Origin of the sequence: Pseudovibrio denitrificans JCM 12308 (assembly GCF_001310815.1) — a bacterium.
Taxonomy (GTDB): domain Bacteria; phylum Pseudomonadota; class Alphaproteobacteria; order Rhizobiales; family Stappiaceae; genus Pseudovibrio; species Pseudovibrio denitrificans.
In genome coordinates this window covers 165952-190139 of the sequence record NZ_BAZK01000007.1, presented here as the reverse complement: position 1 = coordinate 190139, position 24188 = coordinate 165952, and the positions used below count along the sequence as shown (strand labels likewise).

General features: G+C 53.4%; 20 protein-coding genes and 4 pseudogenes. 11 read left to right on the top strand and 13 right to left on the bottom strand.

Annotated elements, in window-relative coordinates; translation table 11 throughout:
- The first annotated feature begins 1 nt into the window (after position 1).
- From JCM12308_RS11035 to JCM12308_RS11000, 8 genes and pseudogenes are all read left to right on the top strand, one after another.
- Entirely contained in the window at positions 2-520 is a 519-nt protein-coding gene (locus tag JCM12308_RS11035) for a ferredoxin-type protein NapF (RefSeq protein WP_008549417.1), read from the top strand.
- Complete coding sequence (locus JCM12308_RS11030; RefSeq protein ID WP_008549174.1) at positions 513-851, top strand: chaperone NapD; 339 nt, start codon at positions 513-515, stop codon at positions 849-851. Before JCM12308_RS11035 ends, JCM12308_RS11030 begins: the two co-directional genes overlap by 8 nt.
- A pseudogene (gene napA / locus JCM12308_RS11025) lies at positions 848-3344 on the top strand (nitrate reductase catalytic subunit NapA). Before JCM12308_RS11030 ends, napA begins: the two are co-directional and overlap by 4 nt.
- Before the next feature lie 8 nt (positions 3345-3352).
- Positions 3353-3813, top strand: a pseudogene (locus tag JCM12308_RS11020) (nitrate reductase cytochrome c-type subunit).
- Positions 3814-3824: 11 nt separating this feature from the next.
- Positions 3825-4415, top strand: coding sequence for a cytochrome c3 family protein (locus JCM12308_RS11015; RefSeq protein WP_008549330.1), 591 nt, complete (start codon positions 3825-3827; stop codon positions 4413-4415).
- 582 nt (positions 4416-4997) lie between these two features.
- Positions 4998-5987, top strand: coding sequence for a YadA-like family protein (locus JCM12308_RS11010; RefSeq protein ID WP_054783737.1), 990 nt, complete (start codon positions 4998-5000; stop codon positions 5985-5987).
- A gap of 14 nt (positions 5988-6001) precedes the next feature.
- Positions 6002-6514: an invasion associated locus B family protein gene (locus JCM12308_RS11005; protein WP_083417324.1), complete on the top strand. Its 513-nt coding sequence runs from the start codon at positions 6002-6004 to the stop codon at positions 6512-6514.
- A gap of 494 nt (positions 6515-7008) precedes the next feature.
- A complete protein-coding gene (locus JCM12308_RS11000) occupies positions 7009-7842 on the top strand; it encodes a methyltransferase domain-containing protein (protein WP_054783822.1) in 834 nt (277 codons plus the stop codon).
- Between the two features lie 6 nt (positions 7843-7848).
- Here the strand turns inward: JCM12308_RS11000 and eat are convergent, their stop codons facing one another.
- The gene (gene eat, locus JCM12308_RS10995) at positions 7849-9252 is read right to left on the bottom strand and encodes an ethanolamine permease (protein ID WP_208978457.1); all 1404 of its coding nucleotides are present in this window, start codon (positions 9250-9252) and stop codon (positions 7849-7851) included.
- A gap of 297 nt (positions 9253-9549) precedes the next feature.
- Between eat and JCM12308_RS29630 the strand changes: the two genes are divergently transcribed.
- Both JCM12308_RS29630 and JCM12308_RS29625 read left to right on the top strand, forming a co-directional pair.
- Complete coding sequence (locus JCM12308_RS29630) at positions 9550-10044, top strand: alpha/beta fold hydrolase (protein ID WP_208978456.1); 495 nt, start codon at positions 9550-9552, stop codon at positions 10042-10044.
- Positions 9975-10214 carry an alpha/beta hydrolase gene (locus JCM12308_RS29625; RefSeq protein ID WP_208978455.1) on the top strand — a complete coding sequence of 80 codons (240 nt, stop codon included), beginning with the start codon at positions 9975-9977 and terminating at the stop codon, positions 10212-10214. Before JCM12308_RS29630 ends, JCM12308_RS29625 begins: the two co-directional genes overlap by 70 nt.
- A gap of 7 nt (positions 10215-10221) precedes the next feature.
- Here JCM12308_RS29625 and JCM12308_RS10985 read toward each other — a convergent pair whose 3' ends face one another.
- The 6 genes and pseudogenes from JCM12308_RS10985 to JCM12308_RS10960 all read right to left on the bottom strand — a co-directional run bounded on the left by JCM12308_RS10985 (position 10222) and on the right by JCM12308_RS10960 (position 16566).
- Complete coding sequence (locus JCM12308_RS10985) at positions 10222-10806, bottom strand: TetR/AcrR family transcriptional regulator (RefSeq protein WP_208609192.1); 585 nt, start codon at positions 10804-10806, stop codon at positions 10222-10224.
- Positions 10807-10917: 111 nt separating this feature from the next.
- Positions 10918-11688, bottom strand: a complete 771-nt coding sequence (locus JCM12308_RS10980) for a hypothetical protein (RefSeq protein ID WP_054783736.1) — start codon at positions 11686-11688, stop codon at positions 10918-10920.
- A gap of 94 nt (positions 11689-11782) precedes the next feature.
- A pseudogene (locus JCM12308_RS32225) lies at positions 11783-13530 on the bottom strand (SulP family inorganic anion transporter).
- 90 nt (positions 13531-13620) lie between these two features.
- Positions 13621-15292: pseudogene (locus JCM12308_RS10970) on the bottom strand (bifunctional protein tyrosine phosphatase family protein/NAD(P)/FAD-dependent oxidoreductase).
- Between the two features lie 27 nt (positions 15293-15319).
- Entirely contained in the window at positions 15320-16204 is an 885-nt protein-coding gene (locus JCM12308_RS10965) for an MBL fold metallo-hydrolase (protein WP_054783735.1), read from the bottom strand.
- 149 nt (positions 16205-16353) lie between these two features.
- A complete protein-coding gene (locus tag JCM12308_RS10960) occupies positions 16354-16566 on the bottom strand; it encodes a YgaP family membrane protein (RefSeq protein WP_008549161.1) in 213 nt (70 codons plus the stop codon).
- A 272-nt stretch (positions 16567-16838) separates the two neighbouring features.
- Here JCM12308_RS10960 and JCM12308_RS10955 point away from each other — a divergent pair, with 272 nt between their 5' ends.
- Positions 16839-18044, top strand: a complete 1206-nt coding sequence (locus tag JCM12308_RS10955; protein WP_208609191.1) for a glycosyltransferase family 29 protein — start codon at positions 16839-16841, stop codon at positions 18042-18044.
- Positions 18045-18052: 8 nt separating this feature from the next.
- Here the strand turns inward: JCM12308_RS10955 and JCM12308_RS10950 are convergent, their stop codons facing one another.
- The 6 genes from JCM12308_RS10950 to JCM12308_RS10925 form a co-directional block, all read right to left on the bottom strand.
- Entirely contained in the window at positions 18053-18721 is a 669-nt protein-coding gene (locus JCM12308_RS10950) for a Crp/Fnr family transcriptional regulator (RefSeq protein WP_054783733.1), read from the bottom strand.
- Positions 18722-18865: 144 nt separating this feature from the next.
- Positions 18866-20032: a protein kinase domain-containing protein gene (locus JCM12308_RS10945; protein WP_054783820.1), complete on the bottom strand. Its 1167-nt coding sequence runs from the start codon at positions 20030-20032 to the stop codon at positions 18866-18868.
- A gap of 155 nt (positions 20033-20187) precedes the next feature.
- Positions 20188-21795 carry a protein kinase domain-containing protein gene (locus JCM12308_RS10940; protein ID WP_054783732.1) on the bottom strand — a complete coding sequence of 536 codons (1608 nt, stop codon included), beginning with the start codon at positions 21793-21795 and terminating at the stop codon, positions 20188-20190.
- A 153-nt stretch (positions 21796-21948) separates the two neighbouring features.
- Positions 21949-22722 carry a crotonase/enoyl-CoA hydratase family protein gene (locus JCM12308_RS10935; RefSeq protein ID WP_054783731.1) on the bottom strand — a complete coding sequence of 258 codons (774 nt, stop codon included), beginning with the start codon at positions 22720-22722 and terminating at the stop codon, positions 21949-21951.
- Positions 22723-22797: 75 nt separating this feature from the next.
- Positions 22798-23034 carry a hypothetical protein gene (locus JCM12308_RS10930; RefSeq protein ID WP_054783730.1) on the bottom strand — a complete coding sequence of 79 codons (237 nt, stop codon included), beginning with the start codon at positions 23032-23034 and terminating at the stop codon, positions 22798-22800.
- Positions 23035-23254: 220 nt separating this feature from the next.
- Positions 23255-24118, bottom strand: coding sequence for a hypothetical protein (locus tag JCM12308_RS10925; RefSeq protein WP_054783819.1), 864 nt, complete (start codon positions 24116-24118; stop codon positions 23255-23257).
- Positions 24119-24188 lie beyond the last annotated feature (70 nt).

The window sequence follows — 24188 nt, the reverse complement described above, 5'->3', positions numbered from 1 at the left end:
AGTGGCCAACCTTTCTCGCAGAGCATTCTTTACCCGTCTAAGCGCTAAACCAGAAGTGGCGAACCCGTTTCGTCCGCCATGGACAAGCGAACAGCGGATTGAAGACAAATGCACCGGTTGCTTTGAATGCGTCAAAGCCTGCCCGGAAGGCATTCTATTCAGCGATGATAACCGGCCATTTCTGAAACCTGGTGTTGGCGAATGCACATTTTGTGAAGAGTGCGCAAAAGCGTGCCCTGAAGACGGTCTCTTCGACCTTTCAGAAGCACCCTGGAGACTTACAGCAGACTTAAAGCAAGAGGCCTGCTTGCTGCAGAAAGGCGTTTCCTGCCGGACCTGCACTGACTGCTGTGACCCAAGAGCTCTCCGGTTTGACCTGCGCACACCACCAGCAGGACAGATCCAACTGGACGCAGACCAGTGCAGCGGTTGCGGCGCTTGCCTCGTTGCCTGCCCAGTGGATGCCATCAGTTTGAACGACCAAAGCAACACGAGCCAGGAAAGCTTAGCAAATGCGTAATGCAACAGCCGTTGAGCGCGAAGAACCTGCCGGGGTCTGGCACATTTCCAGTGTGCTGATCCAGGCAATCCCGGAAAAGCGGGACCAGGTTTGCGCGGCCATCGAACAGATGCCTTCTGCTGAGATCGCGGATGTGCCTGACACCGAAAAGATTATCGTGACGTTGGAAACCACGAGCGAGCGCGACATCGCCAATGCGCTGACCGAGATCCAGAAAATGGATCACGTGATCACCGCATCACTCATTTTCCATCAGACCGACACCACCGACCTCAATTCAATTGTGATTTCTGATCAGGGTGACATTCAACCCGAGGGGACTTGCTCATGATTAAACTAACAAGACGCGCTGTCATCAAGCGCAGGCCGTTGCAGCTGCAGCAGCCGCGGCCGGGGCAAGCCTTCCGGCACAAGCGTCTAACCTTGTTACCGACTCCAGCAAAACCGACCTGAAATGGTCTAAAGCTGCTTGTCGTTTCTGCGGCACCGGTTGTTCCATCATGGTGGCAACCAAAGGCGGCCGCGTTGTTGCAACACATGGTGACGCGAAGAGCCCGGTTAACCGCGGTCTGAACTGCGTAAAAGGTTACTTCCTTTCCAAGATCATGTACGGCAAGGACCGTCTTGAGCAGCCACTGCTGCGTAAGAAAGACGGCAAGTACAACAAAGAAGGCGAGTTCACACCAGTATCCTGGGATGAAGCTTTCGACATCATGCTGACAAAGCCAAAGAAGCGATCAAAAAGAACGGCCCTTACTCTGTAGGCATGTTCGGCTCAGGCCAGTGGACTGTTTGGGAAGGCTACGCAGCTGCAAAGCTCTGGAAAGCCGGCTTCCGCTCCAACACCATTGACCCGAACGCACGTCACTGCATGGCTTCTGCTGTGGGCGCATTCATGCGTACCTTCGGCATCGATGAGCCAATGGGCTGCTATGACGACTTTGAGAACGCAGACGCATTCGTGCTCTGGGGTTCCAACATGGCAGAAATGCACCCGGTTCTGTGGACCCGTCTGACTGACCGTCGTCTGTCCAACCCGGATGTTAAAGTTGCTGTTCTGTCCACCTACGAACACCGCAGCTTCGACCTTGCTGACATCCCAATGGTCTTCACTCCACAGACCGATCTCGTGATTGCGAACTTCATCGCAAATTACATCATCGAGAACGAAGCCGTGGACATGGACTTCGTCAGCAAGCACACCAACTTCCGTCTTGGCAATCAGGACATCGGTTACGGTCTGCGCCCAGAGCACCCGCTGCAGAAAGCTGCGAAAAACGCAGACAAAGCAGGCGGTTCTAAAGAGATCTCCTTCGAAGAGTATGCTGAGTTCGTTAAGCCATACACTCTCGAATACGCTGAGAAGATGTCTGGTGTTCCTGCAAGCCGCTTGCTGGAACTGGCGAAGCTTTACGCTGATCCAAACAAGAAGGTTATGTCCCTCTGGACCATGGGTGCGAACCAGCACACACGCGGTGTTTGGGTCAACCAGATGTTCTACAACATCCACCTGCTCACCGGAAAAATCTCCAAGCCAGGTTGCGGTCCATTCTCTCTGACTGGTCAGCCATCCGCTTGTGGCACTGCACGTGAAGTTGGTACCTTCGCACACCGTCTGCCAGCAGACATGGTTGTGAAGAACCCTAAACATCGTGAAATTGCAGAGAAAATCTGGAAACTGCCAGAAGGTACTATTCCTGCAAAGCCTGGTTACCACGCTGTTCTGCAGTCCCGTATGCTTAAAGACGGCAAGCTGAACTTCTACTGGACCCAGGTCACCAACAACATGCAGGCTGGCCCGAACGTTGTAGAAGAAATCTACCCAGGTTGGAGAAACCCAGAAAACTTCGTCGTGGTTTCTGATCCATACCCAACCGTTTCTGCAATGGCAGCTGACTTGATCCTCCCAACCGCTATGTGGGTGGAAAAAGAAGGTGCATACGGTAACGCTGAGCGTCGTACCCAGTTCTGGAACCAGCTGGTAAACGCACCAGGTGAAGCAAAGTCTGACCTTTGGCAGACCGTTGAATTCTCCAAGCGCTTCAAAGTTGAAGACGTATGGCCAGAAGAACTGCTTGAAAAAGCACCAGAATACCGCGGTAAAACACTGTTCGACGTCCTGTTCGCAAACGGTCAGGTTGACAAGTTCCCAGTGTCTCAGCTGAACCCTGATTACGAGAACCAGGAAGCAAAAGACTTCGGTTTCTACATTCAGAAAGGCCTGTTCGAAGAATACGCCACATTCGGTCGCGGCAAAGCGCACGATCTGGCAGACTTCGACACATACCATCAGGAGCGCGGTCTGCGCTGGCCTGTCGTAAACGGCAAAGAAACCCAGTGGCGCTTCCGCGAAGGTTCTGACCCGTACGTTGGCAAGGGCAAAGGCTACGAGTTCTACGGTCATAAAGACGGTAAGGCTCGCATCTTCGCACTGCCTTACGAAGCACCACCGGAAATGCCTGATGAAGAGTACGATTTCTGGCTCTGCACCGGTCGTGTGATCGAACACTGGCACACCGGCACCATGACCCAGCGCGTACCTGAGCTTTACAAAGCTGTTCCAGACGCTCTGTGCTACATGCACCCGGATGATGCAAAAGCAAAAGGCCTGCGCCGTGGTTCTGAAGTGCGCGTGATCTCCCGTCGTGGCGAAATCACCACCCGCATTGAGACCCGTGGCCGTAACAAGCCGCCAAAAGGCCTCGTGTTTGTACCGTTCTTCGATGCAAGCCAGCTCATCAACAAGGTGACTCTGGATGCAACCGATCCACTTTCTAAACAGACCGACTTCAAGAAGTGCGCGGTCAAGATCGTAGCCGTGTGAGGTACGCCATGAAACTTCTGAAACTTGTTGTAGCAAGCCTCTTTGCACTTTCAGTCCTCGGTGGAGCAAGCTCTTTCGCAGCTGACTCCATCAACGAACTGCGCAACGCGGACATCCTGACTCAGGATGCCGCACCGCGTATCCCGAAAGTCGTGAACAGCGACGAACGTCAGGTGCGTAACTACCCTGAGCAGCCACCTTTGATCCCGCACAAGATCGACGGCTACCAGATCGATAAGCGTCTGAACAAATGCATGACCTGCCACAGCCGTAAAGCGATTGGCAGTCTCAGGCTCCAATGATCTCTATCACGCACTTCATGAACCGTGATAACCAGTTCCTGGCGTCTGTATCCCCTCGCCGCTTCTTCTGCACCCAGTGTCACGTACCTCAGACCGAATCCAAGCCTTTGGTTGAGAACACATTCGTTGACGTTGATGAAGTGCTCAAAGGCGAAGCTAAGAAGTAGGAGCGCCAGGCATGATTTCAATTATCAAACGGTTCTGGCAGATCATCAGCAAACCTAGTGTCCATTACAGCCTTGGCTTTCTGACACTTGGCGGGTTTGTCGCCGGCATCATCTTCTGGGGTGGTTTCAACACCGCCCTGGAGGTCACCAACACAGAAGAATTCTGTATTGGTTGTCACGAGATGGAAAACACTGTCTATCAGGAACTCAAGACCACCATTCACTATACCAACCGGTCTGGTGTGCGTGCGACTTGCCCTGATTGTCACGTGCCTCACAACTGGACATCCAAGGTTGCCCGTAAGATTCAGGCATCCAAGGAAGTTTACGGCAAAATCTTTGGCACAATCAGCACGCCAGAGAAATTCGAGAGCAAGCGTCTTGAGCTGGCAAGCCACGAGTGGGCTCGCTTCAAAGCAAACGACTCCCTCGAGTGCCGTAACTGTCACAGTGAAGAGTCCATGGACTTTACACGTCAGAGTGTGAGGGCTTCTGAACAGCACGAGAAATTCCTCGTGACTGGCGAGAAGACCTGTATCGACTGCCACAAAGGCATCGCACACAAGCTACCTGATCTGAGCCTGCTGAAAGAAGGTCACTAAGAGCACGGTTGTTTGATTGGTTACGGTCAAACACCTCAAACAGCTCTGGCAACAGAACTGGACATCAAAGCGTGAAGTGCAAGTGCACGTGGCGATATCCGGGGCCTGTCACCAGCTCAGATCCAAGAACCCTGCGGTTTGAAACCGCGGGGTTTTTCTTGTCCACACCTATTCCCATATTTTATCAATTAAAATTATAAGAAAGTCACTCATCTCAGAATTTTCTGAAAAATACCCCAGAGTCACCTCATTTCCAGCCATTTTGCGAATGTTTACAAACATTAACCTTTGCAAGATCCGCCTGAATTTTTCTTGATAATTTCACCCTAGGGTTACGTTCCATATCCCTAGGTAATCTCCCCAGTTTCACGCAAGTGCTTTTTGACACTCCGGTAAAATACTAGCACCATATGCTTCTGGGAAATCGAGAATATTAGAACATTCCCTATCTGCAAGTCGTTGATTTTGCGGAACTAATAAACTCGTCTTCAGTTCAGACCGGCAAGCGACACGCCGTGCCTGACAGAATTTAGAACGGGTGACGCGCACGCGAGCTACACCCATCTGAAAGGACATAAGAAGATGAACGCATTGAAGCTTTCCGCTGCTGCCGTGGCCCTCATCGCAGGCATGAGCACCGCTCACGCCGCTAATATCACTGTATCTGACGGTACTGTAACCACCACCGGTGGCTCCGTCACCAGTGGCTCTGCAAGCGGTTCAACAACTACTGGCCAGACCGGCACAGCAACCGGCATCACTGCAACTATAAGTGATATTAATGAATCCGACCTCAGCAGCGCTCTTCAGCTCAAAATCAACGCCAAAGTTGATGAGTCGGATCTGAGCGATGCACTTACAACAAAGATCAACGGCAAAGCTGACCAGAGCGCACTTGAAGCAGAGAAGCTGCGTATCAATGCAAATGCGTCTGCAATCAGCACAAACCTGAGCGATATTGCAACCAACAAAACCGCAATAGCTTCAAACAAAGCTGCACACGAGCTGAATGCAACTAACATCCAAACCAACGTTGACGACATCAAAACCAATGCAAATGCAATTGCAGTCAACCTGGCTTCCATCGACCAGAACAAAGCCAACATCACAACAAACACGAGCAACATTGCCTCCAACACGACTCGCATCGGCGTGAATGAAGGACATATCGCAACAAACACCACCAACATCGCCACCAACGCCACCAATATCGCGTCTAATACCTCCCGTATTGGTGTGAACGAGCAGAACATCGCGACAAACACCACCAACATCGCAACCAACGCTGCGAACATCTCCTCCAACACCGATCGCATTGTGTCACTGGAGAACGATGTTGATGAGCTGCGCAGTGGTGTGGCCATGGCAGTTGCGATTGCAAACGCTCCAGTCCTTCAGGGCGGCAAGCATGGCTTCTCCGTGTCCGGCGGTTTTGGTCACTTCAAAGGCAAAGGCGCTTCTGCTCTGAAGGTTGCCTTCCTGCCGACCGAAAACATGGCTGTCACTGCATCTGTGGCAACAGACTTCAGCAACAACGTCACTGCTGGCGCTGGTCTGGGCTTCTCCTTCTAACGAGGATGTAGATCATGAAACCGATCTGGACCCTGCTGACAGCGGCACTTCTCTTTTTCCTTCAGGGTGCAAGCGCGTACAGCACCACTGAGCCTTCCAATGAAGAGGACTGGTCTGTCAAATGCAGCAGCGACTTGTGCGAAGTCTACGCTGAGATCCGGCTTGACAACGGGGCTCTCATTAACTCCATCATGTTTCGCAAACTTGATAAGGATGTTTACGCCGCCATTCTCAAGCTGCCGCTCGGAATTCACATTCCCAGTGGAATCCAGATTGGTATCGATGATGATGCCTTGTTCGATGCAAAGCTGATCACCTGTCAGCCGGATGGGTGCGAGGCTGCCTTCAACGCCAACAAGGCCATCGTCAACTTCCTCAAACGCGGCAAAGCCATGTCTATCGTGGTCACAAAATCCAGTGACCGCAAAAAGCTGGCGCTGAAATACTCCCTGATCGGCTTTACCCGCAGCTGGGATGAGTTCACCAAACGCATGGCAGTGCTGCTGCCAGATGAGACAACTGGCTAATTTTGCCTGCCAAGACCCACGGTTGAAGCCTTAAGCTTTAAGGTTTATATTGAGGAAGATAGGAATGGGAGGCTCTCGCCCCCCACTCCCGTTATGTGATTTTGAAGAGGGCTCGGAGGCGGATGGTCAATCTTTTCCGAGCCTTTTTCATGCTGAACTTGAGTTCAACTCTCACGCAACTACCACCTCCTTACCAGGCTTTGCTTCGATCGGAGTGCCTAACTCTCCGATTGCGCGGACTGACACGCGCTGCTGCTTCGTAAGGAAGTGGCTGTAGAGAGCCTATCAAGCCGGGGATGTCATCGCGTCCCCCGATCCTCTCCCGCCCAAACTGCTTAGTGCATTCCCCAGGCCAATCTCATCAGCGTTTAACGCTTCCTTTTGCCTAACATTGCTTGGCATTTGCCCGCTCCCCATTGCGCAAACTAAGATTAGCTCAGTACCCGAGCACCGAACCAAAGCGGAGTTACCACCTCTTCAGGAAGGTGATGCCAATGACCGGCCACAAAGCAAAATCAGCTCATGTCGCGAGCATCGAAGCGTTTTACGCTGAGAAGCTTGCAGACACGAAAGGCAGGAACACCTTTCAGCAGGTTCTTGCGCCGGATTACGATGCTCAAGAAATCTCCGAGGACCTCCTAGGCTCCAGCTTTGGTTGCGGCAACCCGCTGGCATTTTCTCAAATCAAAGAGGGAGAGACAGTACTGGATTTAGGGTCTGGCGCAGGGCTCGATCTCATCCTCGCAGCAGAGAAAACCGGGCCATCAGGCAAAGTGATCGGTATCGATGTCAGTGAAGATATGATCGTGCAGGCCAGAAGCAATTGCGATAAGCATGGTCTTCAGAACATCGAGTTGCATCAGGGCGTAATCGAGGACCTTCCCTTCCCAGACGTCTCCATTGACTGGATCATCTCAAACTGCGTTATCAACCTGTCCGCCGACAAAGCCGCCGTCTTTGCGGAAGTTTATCGGGTGCTAAAACCCGGTGGGCATCTCATGATTTCCGACATGATTGCAGAGGCGTTGCCTGACTGGATGCACTTGCATCAGGACCTTCTCTCCGCCTGCATTTCGGGCGCCGTGTCAGAGGCAGATTATCTTGAGCTTGCTCATCAGGCTGGGCTCACAGACTTGAAAATACTCGACCGCATGACTTATGAGGATGCTGCGTTGAAGCAGTTGATTGAGGAAGAGTTGCCGATCGCTCTGGATGAACTCTCCAAGCATCTGGGTCTTTCCAAGGAAGCGATGCTGACCAAGGCCGTGAACGAGCTTTCCGGGAAGGTGAAAACCATCAAGCTCTACGGTTCCAAGCCAACGGCATAACCCGCACTAAGCCCGCCTGCCCAGCACAACGTAATAGCCGACACCCAGCCCCATCAGCCCCAGCGCGATCAAGGCCGCGCCTACGTCATACGCAAAGCAGGAAGTGAGCGCCAAGAGTGAGAGTGCCAGCGTGACATAGGCCGTCCTCTGTCCGCCCGGTGCGTTGTAAGGCCGATGTAAATCAGCATGATTTCGCTTCAGCAAAATATAGCTGATACTTTGCAGCGCATAAGAGAGCGTCGCACCAATGACCGCGATGTTGATCATCAGTTCGCCCTTCCCCGTCAGCGAGCAAATAAACCCGATTACGCCGGGAATGATCAGCGCCCAGTGAGGCACTTTTCGCGAGCTGATCGCTGACATGAAGCGTGGCAGATACCCTTCACGAGACATGGCAAAGACCAGACGACTGTAGCCAAAGATGATGGAGAAGAAGGAGGCAGTCAGCCCGGCAAGTCCAACCAAGTTGACGAAATCTGCCAGAACGGAGTCCTCTCCCAGCACATGCTTTATTGCATCCACCAGTGGGGCACCATAGTAGCCGACCTCTTCGGAGGTCGCGGCACCGGGAACGAACACCACAATCAGAAACGCGCTTATCAGCAGAAAGAGCATGGCCCCGATAATCCCACGCGGCAGATCCACGGCAGGGTCATTGGCTTCCTCAGCTGCCAACGGAACCCCCTCCACGGCCAGAAACAGCCACATCGCAAACGGAAATGCCGCCCAAACGGACACTGCATCAAAGGCGAGAAGGTTTTGTTGTGCCGATTCAGTGCTGTCAGCGACAACCAGATTGGCTAGGCTGAAGTGTGGTCCAAGAGTGATTAGAGTGATCGCTATGGCGAGCACTGCAAAAGCCGTCACCACCAGCATAAAACGCAAGGCTTCTCCAACACCCAGCAGATGCACTCCGATAAACAGGAGATAGAACACGGCATAAACGACAGGTCCGTTGATCCCCAACAGCGCTTCAAGATACTGGCCGATGAAGATCACAATAGCTGCCGGTGCAATGGAGTATTCCAGCAAAACCGCTAGCGCCGTCGCAAAGCCTCCGGTGTCACCCATGACCTTCCGCGAAATCCGGTATCCGCCCGCAGCGCTTGGCAAGGCTGCAGACATTTCCGCAAGGCAAAGGACGAGGCAGAAGTACATGAGCCCCATCAACGCCACGGCGATCATCATGCCGAACCAGCTTGTCACCGCGAACCCGAAGTTCCACCCCGCAAAACTGCCCGAAATCACATAGGAAACCCCAAGCGTTGCCAGTAAAAACCAGCCCGCTGCTCCTTTTTGAAGCTGTGAAGTCTCGCTATCTTTCATAGAGAATGAAGCCCGCCACAAACGCTGAAACCAGCCGAACAGCACCAGCTTACCCCGCCATAACCGATGCCCGACACCCGCCAATTCTCTCGGACTGCACCATTAGCATCAGTTGACGTATTGTTGACCCTTCTCGTCATTTCTGCATAAATTCCCATCATAGGGAATCTATTATGCATCGCTCTGCCTGTTGGGACGGGCATAAGCTAGGCTTGATGGGATAAACTTTGCACTGGGAGGGGCGAAGAGATGGCTAAGAAAGAGATTGTTCTCATCCATGGCACATGGGGCATGCCAGCAACTGGATGAGATGCGCGCAGAGTTGGAAGCGCGTGGCTACACCGTGCACACACCTATTTTGCGGTATCATGATCTACCCGTTTGGAGGGCGCTCTCAAACTCGGCACAGTGCGACTGCTGGACTATGTGAACGATCTGGTGGACTTCGTAAAAACGCTTGATGAGCCGCCAATAATCGGAGGGGTTTCCATGGGCGGCCTGCTGGCTCAGCTTGTGGCTGCGCGCATTGAAAACAAAGGCGTTCTGCTGCTTTCCCCGGCACCTGCCTGGGGTATGTTCCCGTTCTACCCATCCATGCTGCGCACGTTTTACAAGCACTTCCTGCAATGGGGCTTTTGGCGCAAACCGCTCTACCCACATTGGGAGGAATTCCGCTGGTCGGTGGTCAACGAGCAGACTGAAGAGAAGGCGAAAGAGTTCTTCTACTCCCTCAAGCTGGAATCTGGCCGCGCTACATGGATATGGGCTTCTGGTTCCTTGATCCGCAGCGATCATCCTGGGTTGATGTGGATGCAATCACCGCCCCCGTCCTCATCCTCGGCGGCGCCAAAGACCGCGTCGTCGCCCCACGCATAGCCCGCGTCACCGCCAACCGATACAAAAAGAACGGCAAGCTCGTGGTTCTGCCGGACTCCGACCACGTGATGATGGTGGGCAAAGAGCTCAAGAACACAATGCGAGAGTTTGATCAATGGGTTGCGGAGAACAACATCGTCCCGCAAACAGAAGAGCTGGAAGAGAACTGATCACACCTCAAGAGGCGGCAAGGTCGGCTAACAGCGTTTTCGCCAATGCCTTGTTTGCCTCGGTCAGAGCTGGCTGGAAGCCGATGTTGGTCATCCAGCCGCCACCGAATGAAAGTGACATGATCTGGAATGCTGTGTGCTCCAAACGGCTTTCGTCTGCTTGCGGTGCGATTTCACGAAGGAAGCCCGCAACGCTTTGGTGGAAAGCATCGTAGATGGATTTCACCGCAGGTCGGATCTGATCATCATGCAACGCTTCCGGCAGCAACGCTGCGACCAGTCGCGTGCTTGGGTGCGTGTTGAACTCTGAGCTGAACAGATACTCCAGCAGTACGCTTTGCAGATCTTCACTTTGCTGATCCCGCAGAAAATCCAGTGCGTTTTCTTCAAAACGGGCAACAATCCGCTCCACCAGCGCAGCCACCAGGGCCTCACGCTTGCCGACGTAGTGGAGCACCATGCGCCGGTCCATCTCCGCCTGTTTGGCAACCACTTCCAGCGTCGCTCCGCGTAAGCCGTAAGCCTCAATGCATTGCTCAAAAGCGTCGAGGATCCGGTTGGTGTTCTCTACCTTTAAGCTCTTACGCCCCACAGCCGCTTCCCATGCCCATCCGCACCTAACATCTTGCTACACAGCATAAATCAGGAGGACTGATCGGCAAGTAGGCGAAGGGAGGTATTCGGGTAATATCCATAACTGAACTTAGAGCCGCGTCCAGAACGGCTGACGTGCCCTTACCTCTTCCAGACGCGCTCGTAGTTCAGCAGCGAGTTCATCTTGATTTCGAGGTGGTGTGCATCGCTCTTCATCCGGGATCTCAAAGAAACATAACTGGTCTGGTCTCAGGCGTTTGTAAATGTAATCCCAAAGCTGATCCTCGCTCATTGTGGCACACTTCAAAGCCAGAAAATGCTGATGCCACGGTGTGATACGAAACCATACTTCATCACACCGAATAGACGTATCTACATCTCGAAGCGCAAAGGCACGCCCTTGATCCTCAACCCATTCGAGTGCCGCAATCATATGATCCGTGATTTCCGGCGTCCAACGATACAAATCCTGCATTTTTTCGGCATAGCCACACTGTACTAACAGCTCCATCGTTGGCACCATTATCGCCGCAACATCAAATGGATCTAGTTCTGAGGACAGATCCTCTCGATAATCCAACATACAGCGCAGAAAGATCCGGAAGATTTCGTCTTTCTCTTTTAAGAGCTTTTCTGGATCGACCAGATTAAGGTGCTCTTCGATTTTTTCAAAAGGCACAATGACATTGAACGTGTTGTTGGTGACATCCTGAAGGACATTAAAACGTACCAACAACCAGCAAGCGCTCGTGTAAGGTGCTTGACCGTAATCGTATATATCTTCAGCACCATCCTTTGCTTGAGGATCAACGAGAGATTCATTCAAAACACGAGCAATTTGAAAACATAGGCTGGAGAGTAATTCTGCTTCAGGTGCCATCGATCTTCCTCGTAGATATCTACTCCTTATCACACAAAAACCCCGTGGAGGGGATCCACGGGGTCTCTTAGCACTGCCTGATAAGGGGGGTTAATCAGGCAGGAGCTTGAGCTGTTTGGCGGGTACAGACGGAAGCGAGTTCCTCTTGCGCTTGATATTGCGAGAGGAACACCCGGCCAGAGAGCTCATCCAGAAAATGCGAGCGTTGCAGACGATCCATCACCGGGCCTTTCACCTCAGAAAGGTGCAGCTGGATACCTGCATCCTGCAGGCGATGGTTGATGGCTTCCAGAGATTCCAGAGCGCTGAAGTCCACCTCATTCACCGCAGAACATTGCAGCACCACATGCTTGAGGCAGTCATCATCCACCGCACGGTCGTAGATGTAATCTTCCAGAAAACGCGCGTTGGCGAAGTAGAGGCTCTCATCGATGCGGATGGTCAGCAGCTGTGGGCTGGTGAGCACCTCATGACGATTGATGTTGCGGAAATGCTCAGTCCCCGGCACCAGCCCAACCTCAGCAATGTGAGGCCGCGAGGTTTTGTAGAGGTAGAGCCCAATGGAAAGGATCACACCCGCAGACACACCCGTTTCAACACCAAAACCAAGCGTCAGCAGAATGGTTGCAGCCACAGCTGAGAAGTCTGACTTGGAGTAGCTCCAGCTGTGCTTGAGGATGCTGAAGTCTACCAGAGACAGCACAGCCACGATGATGGTCGCTGCCAATGTTGCCTTGGGCAGGAAGAAGATAAGAGGCGTGAGGGAAACAGCGGCGATAGCAAGGCCAACCGCAGTGTAAGCACCAGCTGCAGGCGTTTCCGCACCAGCATCAAAGTTCACCACAGAACGGGCAAACCCACCGGTCACCGGATAACCACCCGTGAAGGCCGCACCGATGTTTGCAGCACCAAGACCGATCAGCTCCTGATCCGGGTCGATGCGCTGACGCTTTTTGGCGGCCAATGTTTGGGCAACAGAGACAGACTCCACAAAGCCGATGATGGAAATGAGCAGAGCTGGCACAAACAAAGCGCCGATCAGCTCACTGGAAAAGCTTGGCATGGTCAGCGGTGGCAGGCTTTGTGGCACAGAGCCGACGATCTTTACGCCGGACTGATCGAGCCCGAAAATCCAGACAACAGCAGTTGTCACCACAACAGCACCTACGGGACCAGCTTTGGTGAGAACATCAGCAAGACGTGGCTTCAGGCCCATCTCCAGCAGCATAGGCTTCATGCCCTTGCGCACCCAGAACAGGAACAGCGTGGCGGACACGCCAATCAGGAGCGTGGCTAGGTTCACCTCACCCAGATGCTCAAAGATGGACACCACAATCTCCACCAGCGTATGCCCTTTGGCATCCACGCCCAAAATGTGCTTGAGCTGACTGCTGGCAATCAACACACCGGAGGCGGTGATGAAACCTGCGATCACTGGATGGGAGAGGAAGTTGGCGAGGAAGCCGAGCTTGAACACGCCCATCAGCAACAAAATACCGCCAGAGAGCATGGCAAGCGTCAACGCGGCAATGGCGTAGCCAGCTGTTCCGCTTTCTGCGATCTGCCAATGGCAGCGGCCGTCATCAAGGAAACAACAGCCACAGGGCCAACGGCCAAAGCGCGGCTGGTGCCGAAAATCGCGTAAAGAATAATCGGGAGGATAGATGCGTAGAGCCCCATTTCCGGCGGCAGACCGGCAAGCAGGGCGTAAGCAAGAGATTGCGGGATCAGCATGATCGTCACAATCACTGCAGCAATCATGTCATTGGAAAAACTGTCTTTATTATAGTTTCTGCCCCAATCGAAAACGGGCAGGTATCGCCGAAAGGCCGAGGAAAACATGGGTCTGCCTTCAAAGTGCTTTTGATTAATCCGGGGAAGAAGCTCCCCCGGATACATGATATTGATTCAGCAAAGGCCGCAACTTGTATTTTAGCTTGCGCTAACTTTCTCGGGCTTGATCATCCATTCCTTGCCGCGCAACATTGCCCACCAATAGACCGGTGGCAGGATCTGCTCTTTCAGGATCCACGCAGCTCGGGTCGGCTTGGTGCCATCCAGCAGCCATGTGGGGAAGCTCGGCAGCAAGGTGCCGCCATACCCGAACTCAGCCAGAACGATCTTGCCGCGTTCCACTGTCAGTGGACAGGAGCCATAGCCGTTGTACTGCGCAGAGGGTGTCTTGCCTTCCAAATCGGCCACAAGGTTTTCAGCAACAATCGGTGCCTGCATGCGGGCAGCCGCAGCTGTCTTCGCGTTGGGCGCGTTCATCACATCACCCAGTGACCAGATGTTGGTGTAGGTCTTGTGGCGCAGGGTGATGTGGTCCACATCCACCCAGCCTGCCGCATCAGCTAGAGGCGAGACGCGGATAAAATCCGGGGCAGACTGTGTGGGCAGACATGGATCATGTCGAAGTCCACTTCCACCCGCTCAACCGGCGTATCGGGCTTAGCCACATCAAACCACGCTTTCTTCGCTGGCCCGTCGATGGCAACCAGATTGTTGAAGAAGTTGAGGTTTGCGCCGTACAGATCAATGTACTTCTCCAGCGCAGGCACATACTCCTTCACGCCAAACAGAACACCACCAGCGTTGTGGAACTGGATGTCGATGTTCTTCAACACACCTTGCTTGCGCCAGTAGTCACCTGAAAGATAAAGCGCTTTTTGCGGAGCACCAGCACATTTGATCGGCATCGGCGGCTGGGTGAAGATCGCACGGCCCTCTTTCATGCCGCTGACCAGTTCCCAGGTGTAGGGCGCCAGATCATAGCGGTAGTTGGAGGTTACGCCGTGCTTGCCAAGCGTGGACACAAGACCTTCCACCTTGTGCCAGTCTAGCTTCAGACCGGGGCACACCACAAGGCGATCGTATTTCACGACACGGCAGCCATCCAGAATGACCGCATTGTCCTGCGGTTCAAACGCGGCCACCGCGGATTTGAGCCAGTGCACGCCTCGCGGTATCAGAGAGCCCATGGTTTTGGCGGTCTGGGAGCTTTAAAGACGCCACCGCCAACCATGGTCCAACCCGGCTGATAATAATGAATATCAGCAGGATCAATCACAGCGATATCAAGATCGCTCTTTCGGGATTTCAGGCTGGCCGCCACGGCGATGCCCGCCGCCCCACCGCCAACAATCACAACGTCGTAGGACGCATCAGCGCGATCTGTCGGGGTTCTGCCGCCATTGGCAATGCGGCGCACAACGCCTGCCATGTCGTAGCCAGCAGATTTGGTCGCTGCCAGAATGTCGGCTACGGTCATCGTCTCAGCCTGACTGAGAGACCAAAGGGTGGCGCAGCGCGTGCCAGTGCGGCAGTAGGCCAGCACAGGGCGCGGAATTTCGTTCATTGCCTTACCAAAGGCATCGGCATCTTCATCAGACACCTTGCCGGAGATCACCGGCAGATAGCGGGTTTCCAGACCCAGCTTTTTCGCCGCTGCTTCAATCTCGTCAAACACCGGCTGGTCTGCGCCTTCCCCATCGGGACGGTTACAAACGATACTGCGGAAGCCCAGGTCCGCAATTTTCTGAACGTCTTGCGCAGTGATCTGCGGACAGACAGAAAGTGATGAGCTGATACTTTTGATATCCATGATGTTTCCCCTCCTCACATCATCAGATCAAAGTGCGTTGACTGGCACTTTAAGCATTGGAACACCGTCCTCATCGGTCGGCACTTCGCCTGCACGCATGTTCACCTGCAAGGAAGGAATGATCAGTTTTGGCACATCCAGCTGCGCATCACGTTCTGTACGGAACTTGATGAAGTCCTCGCGCGAATGGCCTTTGCCAACATGGATGTTGTGCTCTTTCTCATCACCGACGCTGGTTTCCCATGCGATGTCGCGGCCATTGGGGCCGTAGTCGTGGCACATGAACAGACGCATTTCGTCTGGCAGTGTCAGCACTTTCTGAATGCTGTCGTAGAGCGTTGCAGCATCACCGCCAGGGAAGTCCGCACGGGCAGAACCGCCATCCGGCATAAACAAGGTGTCACCTGCAAAAGCAGCGTTACCGATCACGTGCACCATACAGGCAGGTGTGTGGCCTGGCGTATGAATGGCAAACGCAGTCATGGTGCCGATCTGATAGCTGTCACCGTCCTTGAACAGCTTGTCAAACTGGCTTCCATCGCGCTGGAATTCAGTTCCTTCATTGAACACCTTGCCAAAGGTGTCCTGTACCACAGTGATGTGCTCACCAATGCCGATCTTACCGCCCAGCTTTTGCTGAATGTAAGGCGCAGCAGAAAGGTGATCTGCATGAACGTGGGTTTCAATCAACCACTCAACAGTGAGGTTGTTGTCCTGCACGTATTTGATGATTTCATCTGCATTATCATAGGTGATACGGCCCGCTGCATAGTTGATATCCATGACGGAATCCACGATGGCAACGGACGACGAGGCAGGGTCTTTCACAACATAGCTGATCGTGTGTGTGGCCGGGTCAAAAAAGGCCTTCACTTCAGGCTCGACAGCCATGTTTACGGGGTAGTTAGTCATAACTTCCTCAATAAGTTAACATGTGCGCAGTGGCGGTCGATGGTACGTGCACCAAAGTTGTTTTCGTGTTCGACCGCCTGCACAGCCGCCTAAGCTTTTCTTATTATAATTTTTTGTCGGAAATCAGTTTGCGATCTCCGCGGGCAAGCTTAAACGCGGCAGGTTTTAATTCCGAAAATGGAGTAGAGCGGGCAAATCCGCACAACGGAAACCAGCAGCATTACGATGCCGACAATGATTGCGCCATAGAAGAAAAGTGGCTGCGCAAACAAAGAAATTGTGGTTGACAGCGGCAGTGCAATCAGCACGACACCGATGATAAAACGAAGAATGCGATCAATAGTTCCAACGTTAGCCGTCATAGTCTCGTCCTCCAGGTACGTGGCTCAACGGATAACGAGTCTTTTCTATCGCTTCAGTGACGAAGTCACCAAACTCCGCCCCAATCGCTGCCTTTTTTGTAGAAGCACCTTAAAAATCAACGCGAAATGCCTGCAGCTCATAATGCCAGCTGCCCATCCCAGAACAATCCGTAGGTTTCAGAGACCCGTTTTCTGGCTAGCATGGCGGCAAAGTAGATGCGCGGCACGTGCTGTGACCCGGAATGTGGGCCAGAAAGCAGTTGGGGTTCCAGTTGACCGAAGTTTCCGTCACGAACAAAGACTTTTACACGCAGCTTCATAAATCCAACCCCGGCTATGGTACATCCTCGTCCTACCTGATGGACGTGATCCTGCCACTGGCCGCTGATCTCAAGCCAGCAAGAATTCTCGACTACGGCTGCGGAAAAAGCTCGTTGGTGGAAGAGCTAGCTGCTCAGCTTGGCTGTGCCTCCCACCGTTATGATCCCTGCATTCCCGAATACAGTACGCCTCCTGAAGGGGCGTTTGATCTTGTGCTGAACACCGATGTGCTGGAGCATGTGCCGGAGGCGGAACTGGATGCCGTACTGGCCGACATTCGCACTAAATCAGAGAATGTGATCTTCCATATCCCAACACTCTACGCCACAGCCTTGCTGGCAGATGGCTCCAACGCTCATTGCACCGTGCACTCGTCCGTATGGTGGCAGGAGAAGCTTGCCCAGCACTTCCCTTATGTTGAGGTCTTGCGCAGCATCAACAACGACCAGCAATTCTATGTCACCTGGGATGTTTCAGCTGAAGCACGCCAGAACCTGAAGATGGTGTACCGCCAACGCAGACGGGCGCACTCCGTTGCCAAACGCAAACACATCCTGCGTATGCTGCGCATGCGGCTGCTGAGAGGCCATGTTCCAAAACACGAACTGCAGAATGACATTGCCGGAAAGCGTATAGCTGTGGTTGGCAACGCGCAGTCATTGTGCGCGAAGGATTACGGGCCGGAGATTGATCAGCATGACATCGTTATCCGGATCAATCGCGGTGCAATCCCGCACATCAAAAGCCACGGACAAAAGTTGTCATGGGTGGCAACCAGCCTCGATATTCCCAAAAGCTTTGTCTATAACCAGCAGGCGCAGCGGGTCATTTGGACACCGGCAGAACGCAGCTTTTCTCTGCCTCATTGGCTCGCCAAACACAGCGACATTGTCTACCTGCTGAAGACAGCGGAACTGAAGCGCTATCACGCCCGAACCGAGAAAAAACCCAGCACAGGCTTCCGGCTGCTGTGTTTGCTGGAGGAACTGGGTGGTTACAAGCAGATAGATATCTACGGCTTTGACTTCTTCGCCTCGCCCACAAACACCAATCACATCGAGCCTGAAAAAGCACGATCAGATCATGATTACGATCGCGAGAGCCATGAAATCCAAAAGTGGATGGCGCGCGATCCGAGGGTTACTCTCAAGAGCTAAGCGTCAAGTCACGCCTTTGCCAGAACTTCCAGTCCGGAGCGATCGGTGATTTCGATGGTGCCGCGGGATTGGGTGATCCAGTCGCGGCGTTGGAATTCTCGCAGTTGGCGGGAGACGACTTCGCGGGCGGTGCCCAGTTCGGCGGCCATTTGCTGATGGGTGGTGGCGATCTGAGTGCCGCTGCCTGCAAGCTCCAGCAGTTTCTGGGCAAGCCGGATGTCCATGCGCTGGAAGGCGATTTCCTCAATCACCAGAAACAGGTCCGTGATGCGCTTGGAGTACGCGGAGAACACGAAGCGGCGGAAGGTTTCGGATTGGGCGATGAGATCATCAAACACCATGCGCGGAATGGCGACGGCCTGCGTGTCCGTTTCCGCGATGCCTTCTGCGGAGTAATCCTCGTAGGCCAGCAGACATGCCGTGGTCAGAACGCAACTTTCGCCCGCATGCACACGGTAGAGAATGATCTCACGTCCGCCTTCAGAGAGTTGCTGCACGCGCACAGAACCTGACAGCAAAAGCAGCAGGTTTTCCGGGGCCTTACCGGGGCCAAAGATGACGGTGCCAGCAGGAACGGAAACGATGGTGCTGCGGTTGACCAGAATTTCTCTGATGTGATTTTCCAGTTTGGAAAGGCCTTGGAACCGATCGATCCAGTTGGCTGCAGCAGTTGTCATGATCCCCTCCCGAGACGCCCTCAAAAATGCGTGCTTCTTTGGCATAGTGCATAAAAGCGTTTAGCGCAATCAGGGCCTTTGGCAGAAGAATAATCTAACGACCAACCTCAGGTAACTACTTTCAGGAATAAATTTTCAAACCGCCTATTCGGGACGCTCGCCAACAACTCCAAGCGCTTCTTCTGCAGAAAGGCGCTCCTCTGGTGAGAGCTTCAGCAGGCCTTTGATCGCACCCTTGATGTTTTCCGGCGTGCCATTCAGCCGTGCCTCCAGCTTTTCATCCAGTTCGGACTGGTCTGTGCTGCTGCCACTGCGGAACTCCTGCAGCTCTGCAATCAGCTCTTGCTGTGCGTTCTTACCTGCTGCTGCAGCCACCAACACAAGGCCACCGGCCCAGGAATCTACTTTGGAGGAGAGTTCCGCGCCATCAACAAAACGCTCAGGGGGTTGGTTGTTGGGCGTGCCACCAATCTCAAGCTCAAAATGCTGGCCGTCCTCACAATCAGCCGCAACGCCTTCATGCGCCGTTGCACAGTCAAAGCTGGTGATCACCGGCGAGGTGTCTTCATCTTCACGGAACTGGATGGTGTCAGTGCTTAAATCCTGATGGAAGATGTTGCGCTTTTGAAGAAACGCGACGCCAGCAAGCAAGCCACCAGCAAAATCATTCAGCGGCTCTTCATCCATGCCTTTGTCTTCTGGCAGGCGATCATCCAGCGAGCCACCATTCAGCTTCTCGCGAATGACAAAAGGCTCGCCAAACTCGGTGAGGCCAGCGCCTTTCAGCTTCAGGATGTTTTCGCTGCCCGGCGCCTCATCAAACTCACCAAGCGCAGTGAGAATTTTGGCCTCATGCACCAGCAGTTCAGCACCCACAAAGGTTGGCGGAGAATCCGGTCCGGCAGCGTAAGCATTGGGGCGTTTGATCACCGCATTTTCCATATGCGGATAGTCCTGCACCACGCCGGAGGCATCATAGGACAGCACGTTTTCGGCATTGGCCGCACCGCCTGTAATAGGGGGGCTCACCTTACCGGTAACATCCACGGCATGCTCTTCAGAGATGCTGAACATGTTGCCGTAAGGCTGCTTGCCACCGTTGGTGTTGCCGGGCTGGAAAGCGGTGGGCACAGAGCTTGGCTCAATCACCATGCTGCCATCTGGCTTGCTCTGCACTCGGATTGGGCTGTCATCAGGAGGGGTTTCGCGAGGTTCACCGCGCACGCTGCCGCCCGCTCCGGAAGGATCCGGCGGAAGGTCGATACTAAGCACTTTGGCGACGGCGTTGAGCCACTGGTCATATTCAGCCATTGTCACCTCCGGGAACTTCACCGGCCTTGCGAACCACTCGAGATCTCCTCTTCTCAGCCTGCCGTGAAGGGAAGTATCGTTGTTCGCCTATGCGCTGAAAAGCAAACAGCCAAAACAGCGTGTAAGCTGACCTACCAAAATCATGAGAATTGCAGCTACTGCTGCTCCTCTTCCGGCTCGTCCTCAATCAACGCCAGTGCCTGCTCCGCAGTCATGCGCTCGTTCAGGTCTACCTTCAGCAAACCCTTGATCACCGCCTGAATGTTTGGCGGCACATTGGCGATGCGGGGTTCCAGAAAGGCATCATAGACACCCTGATCCCTTTGCCCGTCTTGCGCGCGAAACGCTGCCGTTTCATTGAGAAAGGCTTGCCGTCCATCGTTACCGATTGCGGCCTGCAACAGCAGAATGCCGCCATTCCAGGAGTCGATTTTGCCAGTTGCCTGCCCGTTGGCATCATAAACTTCCGGCGGCTGAATGTCTGGAGAACCACCTCTTTTATAGCGATAGTCCCGGCCATTCTCGTTGTCAGATGCAATGCCTTCATGTGCTGAGGCTGTGTCAAAATCACTGATCACCGGCACAGTGCTCTCATTGTCACGGAACAGAATGTTATCCGCCTTCAGGTCCTGATGGATGATGTTCCGGTTTTGCAAAAACGCCATGCCGGAGAGCACTCCTTTTGCGAAATCATTCAGTTGAGGCTCTTCCAGACCGCGATCATCAGGAATGCGATTTGCCAGGGTGCCACCGTTCATCTCTTCCATAATCAGGAACGGTTCCCCAAACTGGGAAATACCTGAGCCGCGATATTCAATGATGTTTTCAGCTCCCTTGGCATCCTTGAAGTGCGAGAGGGCCGTGAGGATCTTGGTCTCATGGACCACCTGATCCGCACCGATAAACTGTAAGGAGCCATCTCCGTTTTTCATCGCATGGCACCGCTTGATCACGGAGTCTTCGATATCCGGAAACTTCTGCAGGTAACCTGTCGCCCCCGTGGCAAACACACTTTGCAGGCGATCGTTCTCTATCTGATTGGGCGGCGTAATCAGCCCTTCGATGTTCATCGAATGCTGTGTGGGCTCATAAGTCACCTTATCAGGCTGCCCACGCCGGCGTTGACGCCTTGCTTTGATGGTTGCGGGCACGGACCTGCGGTCAATCACCATGGTACCATCATTGCGACGGTTGACGCGGATTGGGCTGCCGGCCCGCGGCATCTCGTTGTAAACACGAGGTTGATGCTCCCCATCCTCCGGCTGCGGATCACGCTGATGCAGCTCACGATGCTCGGGCAGCTCCAGTTCCTCAAACTCTTCGTCCTCCATATCCTCCTGTTCACCTGCTTCATAAGGTGGCGGAGGATCATATGGAGGCGGGGCCTCAAACGGGATTTCAGGTTGCCGCAGATCCATACCACGTTGCTCAACACCCCGCTCTATGTCGCGCTCGTCCTCATCATCTCCAAGCGCCAGAAACTCACCCCGCTCTTCGATGACACGACCCTGCTGATCATGCGTTGCCCGCTGCTCGATCCCTTCCTCGATGTTTTCCTGCTCATCATCCTCAACGATGGCCATGAACTCGCCGCGCTCTTCCTCAGGCCCATCAACAATCATAGGCTCGACGTCATTGTCACCCTGAGGCGGAATTTCACCCAGCCGGACGTTGAGCGCCCGCTCCACAGCATCCAGCCATTGCTCTTGCTCTGGCGGCAGGTTTTCCTGATTTCCAGCGGGGTTTTGAGGTTGAGCAGGCACGGCGTTCCTCCCACAATCGGTCCTGAGAGACATATTGTGTCATGCTAAGAGAAACGCTTTCCGTTAAGTAATGCTTGTTGGAGTTTAGGTGTAAGCAGGCTTAGCTCATCTCGCAAAATTGCATCGTACTTATTTACTTTTGCTCAAGACCCATCAGCTTTCCACGCCAGCCCCATGGCGCCCTTTGCCGTGGCTGAAAGCTGTTGCGCCGGAAACGGTCTCTCCGCTGGAGATCACCGAAAGGCCGCGTCGCATTTCGTTTTTGATGGCTTCAGTCTCTGTCATGTCCCATTGCTCAAACATGGAAAGCCGGTCGCTGCGCATGCACATTTGCGGAAACTGCGCGATGTGCGCGGCAAGCTCCTTTGCTTTAGCGAGTGCCTCACCATCTCCCACGAGCCGGTTGACGAGGCCAAAGGCAACCGCTTCCTCTCCACTCACACTGCGCCCTGTCAGGATCATATCTGCAGCACGGGACTGGCCGATTAGGCGAGGAAGACGAATGGTGCCCATATCAATCAGTGGCACACCAAACCGGCGACAATAGACGCCAAACACTGCTGATCTTCCCGCAACACGCATATCCGCCCAGAGCGCCAGTTCCAGCCCGCCAGCCACCGCATGGCCTTCAATGGCCGCAATCACCGGCTTGGAAAGCCGCATGCGGGAGGGACCCATCGGGGCAAAATCGCCCTCTTCTTTCAATATGTTGAGGTTGCCTTCGGAAATGGCTTTCAGGTCAGCGCCTGCACAGAATGTGCCTTCAGATCCAGTGAACACGGCAACGGAAAGGCTGTCATCCTGATCAAAACGGGTGAAGGCATCCACCAGCAGCTGCGCCGTCTCCCCATCCACCGCATTGCGCCGCTCGGGCCGGTCCAGCGTAATGATCGCCATCGTCCCCTCAACCTCAAAATGAACCGCCATAATCCCCTCCCCTAAAATGCACGGGGAAGCCTAGCAGAACTTCACAAGCCCCGTCAGCCATTCAAAGGTGGAGTTCTAATCCTTCGGGCGATTGTGAGGGATTTGCTCTTTGGGCTTTCTTCGGAAAATGCGCCCGAGCACGACATCCAGTGTCTTCTCAAGAGTAAAGAAACCAGCACCTGCTGCCAGTATTATTAGGACAGGAAGACGCGTGAGGGCGTAGATGCATTCCCCAATAAAGAGGAGCCAACCAAGCACACCTGTAACAATAAGCGTTTTACTCGGTCTCTTCTTTCCACCTTCATTTTCCAAAAGCTCTCCCCCTCTTCACCGCATAAGTAATATTTGGCGAGGAAAGAGGAAATTACAATCATAGGTAGATATGACATGCGATGCAGTGGGTAGTGCTGGGAGAAGCAGCCATCCAGATGGTATAGACACTTTCAAATAAATCTGTCTATACCAACTTTTTACAGGATCTTCTGCGGTTTCAGAACTGCGCTCACCTGAGGCAAGCGCAGTCCAACGCATCTTACAAGCTGAAGGACGCCAAAGCGCTTGGGGAGGTCGCATTGACCAGAGAGAAGACCTGCTTAGCGAGCTCAGACTGCGTCAGTTGCGCTTTCTCCCGCGCCTGATCCACGTTCATGTCTTTTTCAACGTTAGCGGCAGCCTCAGAAACGACAGATTCTGTTGGCTGAGACAACCCAGCAATCTTCTCGTCACGGATCGCACCAATCTTGTTGTAAGCCTGATCAAGTGCACCTTGCCAGTTAGCAAAGGCTTCTCCCAGAACACTTACAACGCTCTCAGCATCATCACCCTCAAGCACCTCGGAGAAATCAAAGGTAAGGAGATTTACCCCGGCCAAACCTGCGTTTTCAGCAGCTTCCCCTTGAAGAACCCAAGTCTGCAAGCCAGTTAAGTCGTTTGGCTCACCATCCGTGCTACCTGGCAGAATATCTACCAGCGCGTTGAGAAGTTCTTGATCCTTGAGAAAGGGATTGGCTGGATTAAACTCGATACCATTCGCAAGCAGGCTGTTGACGCCTTCCTGAAAATTCTCGAGGTGATCAGCAAGCTCTGAATAGTTTCCATTATTTTCCGCAATTGATGCATTCATCGCGGTAAATGCAGCGCGAACTGGAGCAAGCTCAAACTGAAGTTCCGCAGCATGATACTTGAGCGTCATCTCTGCCAGCACATTTCTGGTTTCTTCAGAAATCAGGCTGTCCGAAGTTCCTTCACCCATTGCAACAGGCTTAAAGTCAATCCCTGTTGCGTTCTCTCGAAGAATCTTGAGGCCCTCCTCCGCATCTTGCTGAACCGCAGGGGAGTTGGGGTTTTGAATCTCAAAAAGCTGGACACTACTATTATTTAAACCAACAGAATTCATGTTTCTGCCCCTTTCTGGAAACAACGGGACATCTCGGTTAATCCGAGTCTGCAGAATAGCCTCATGCTCT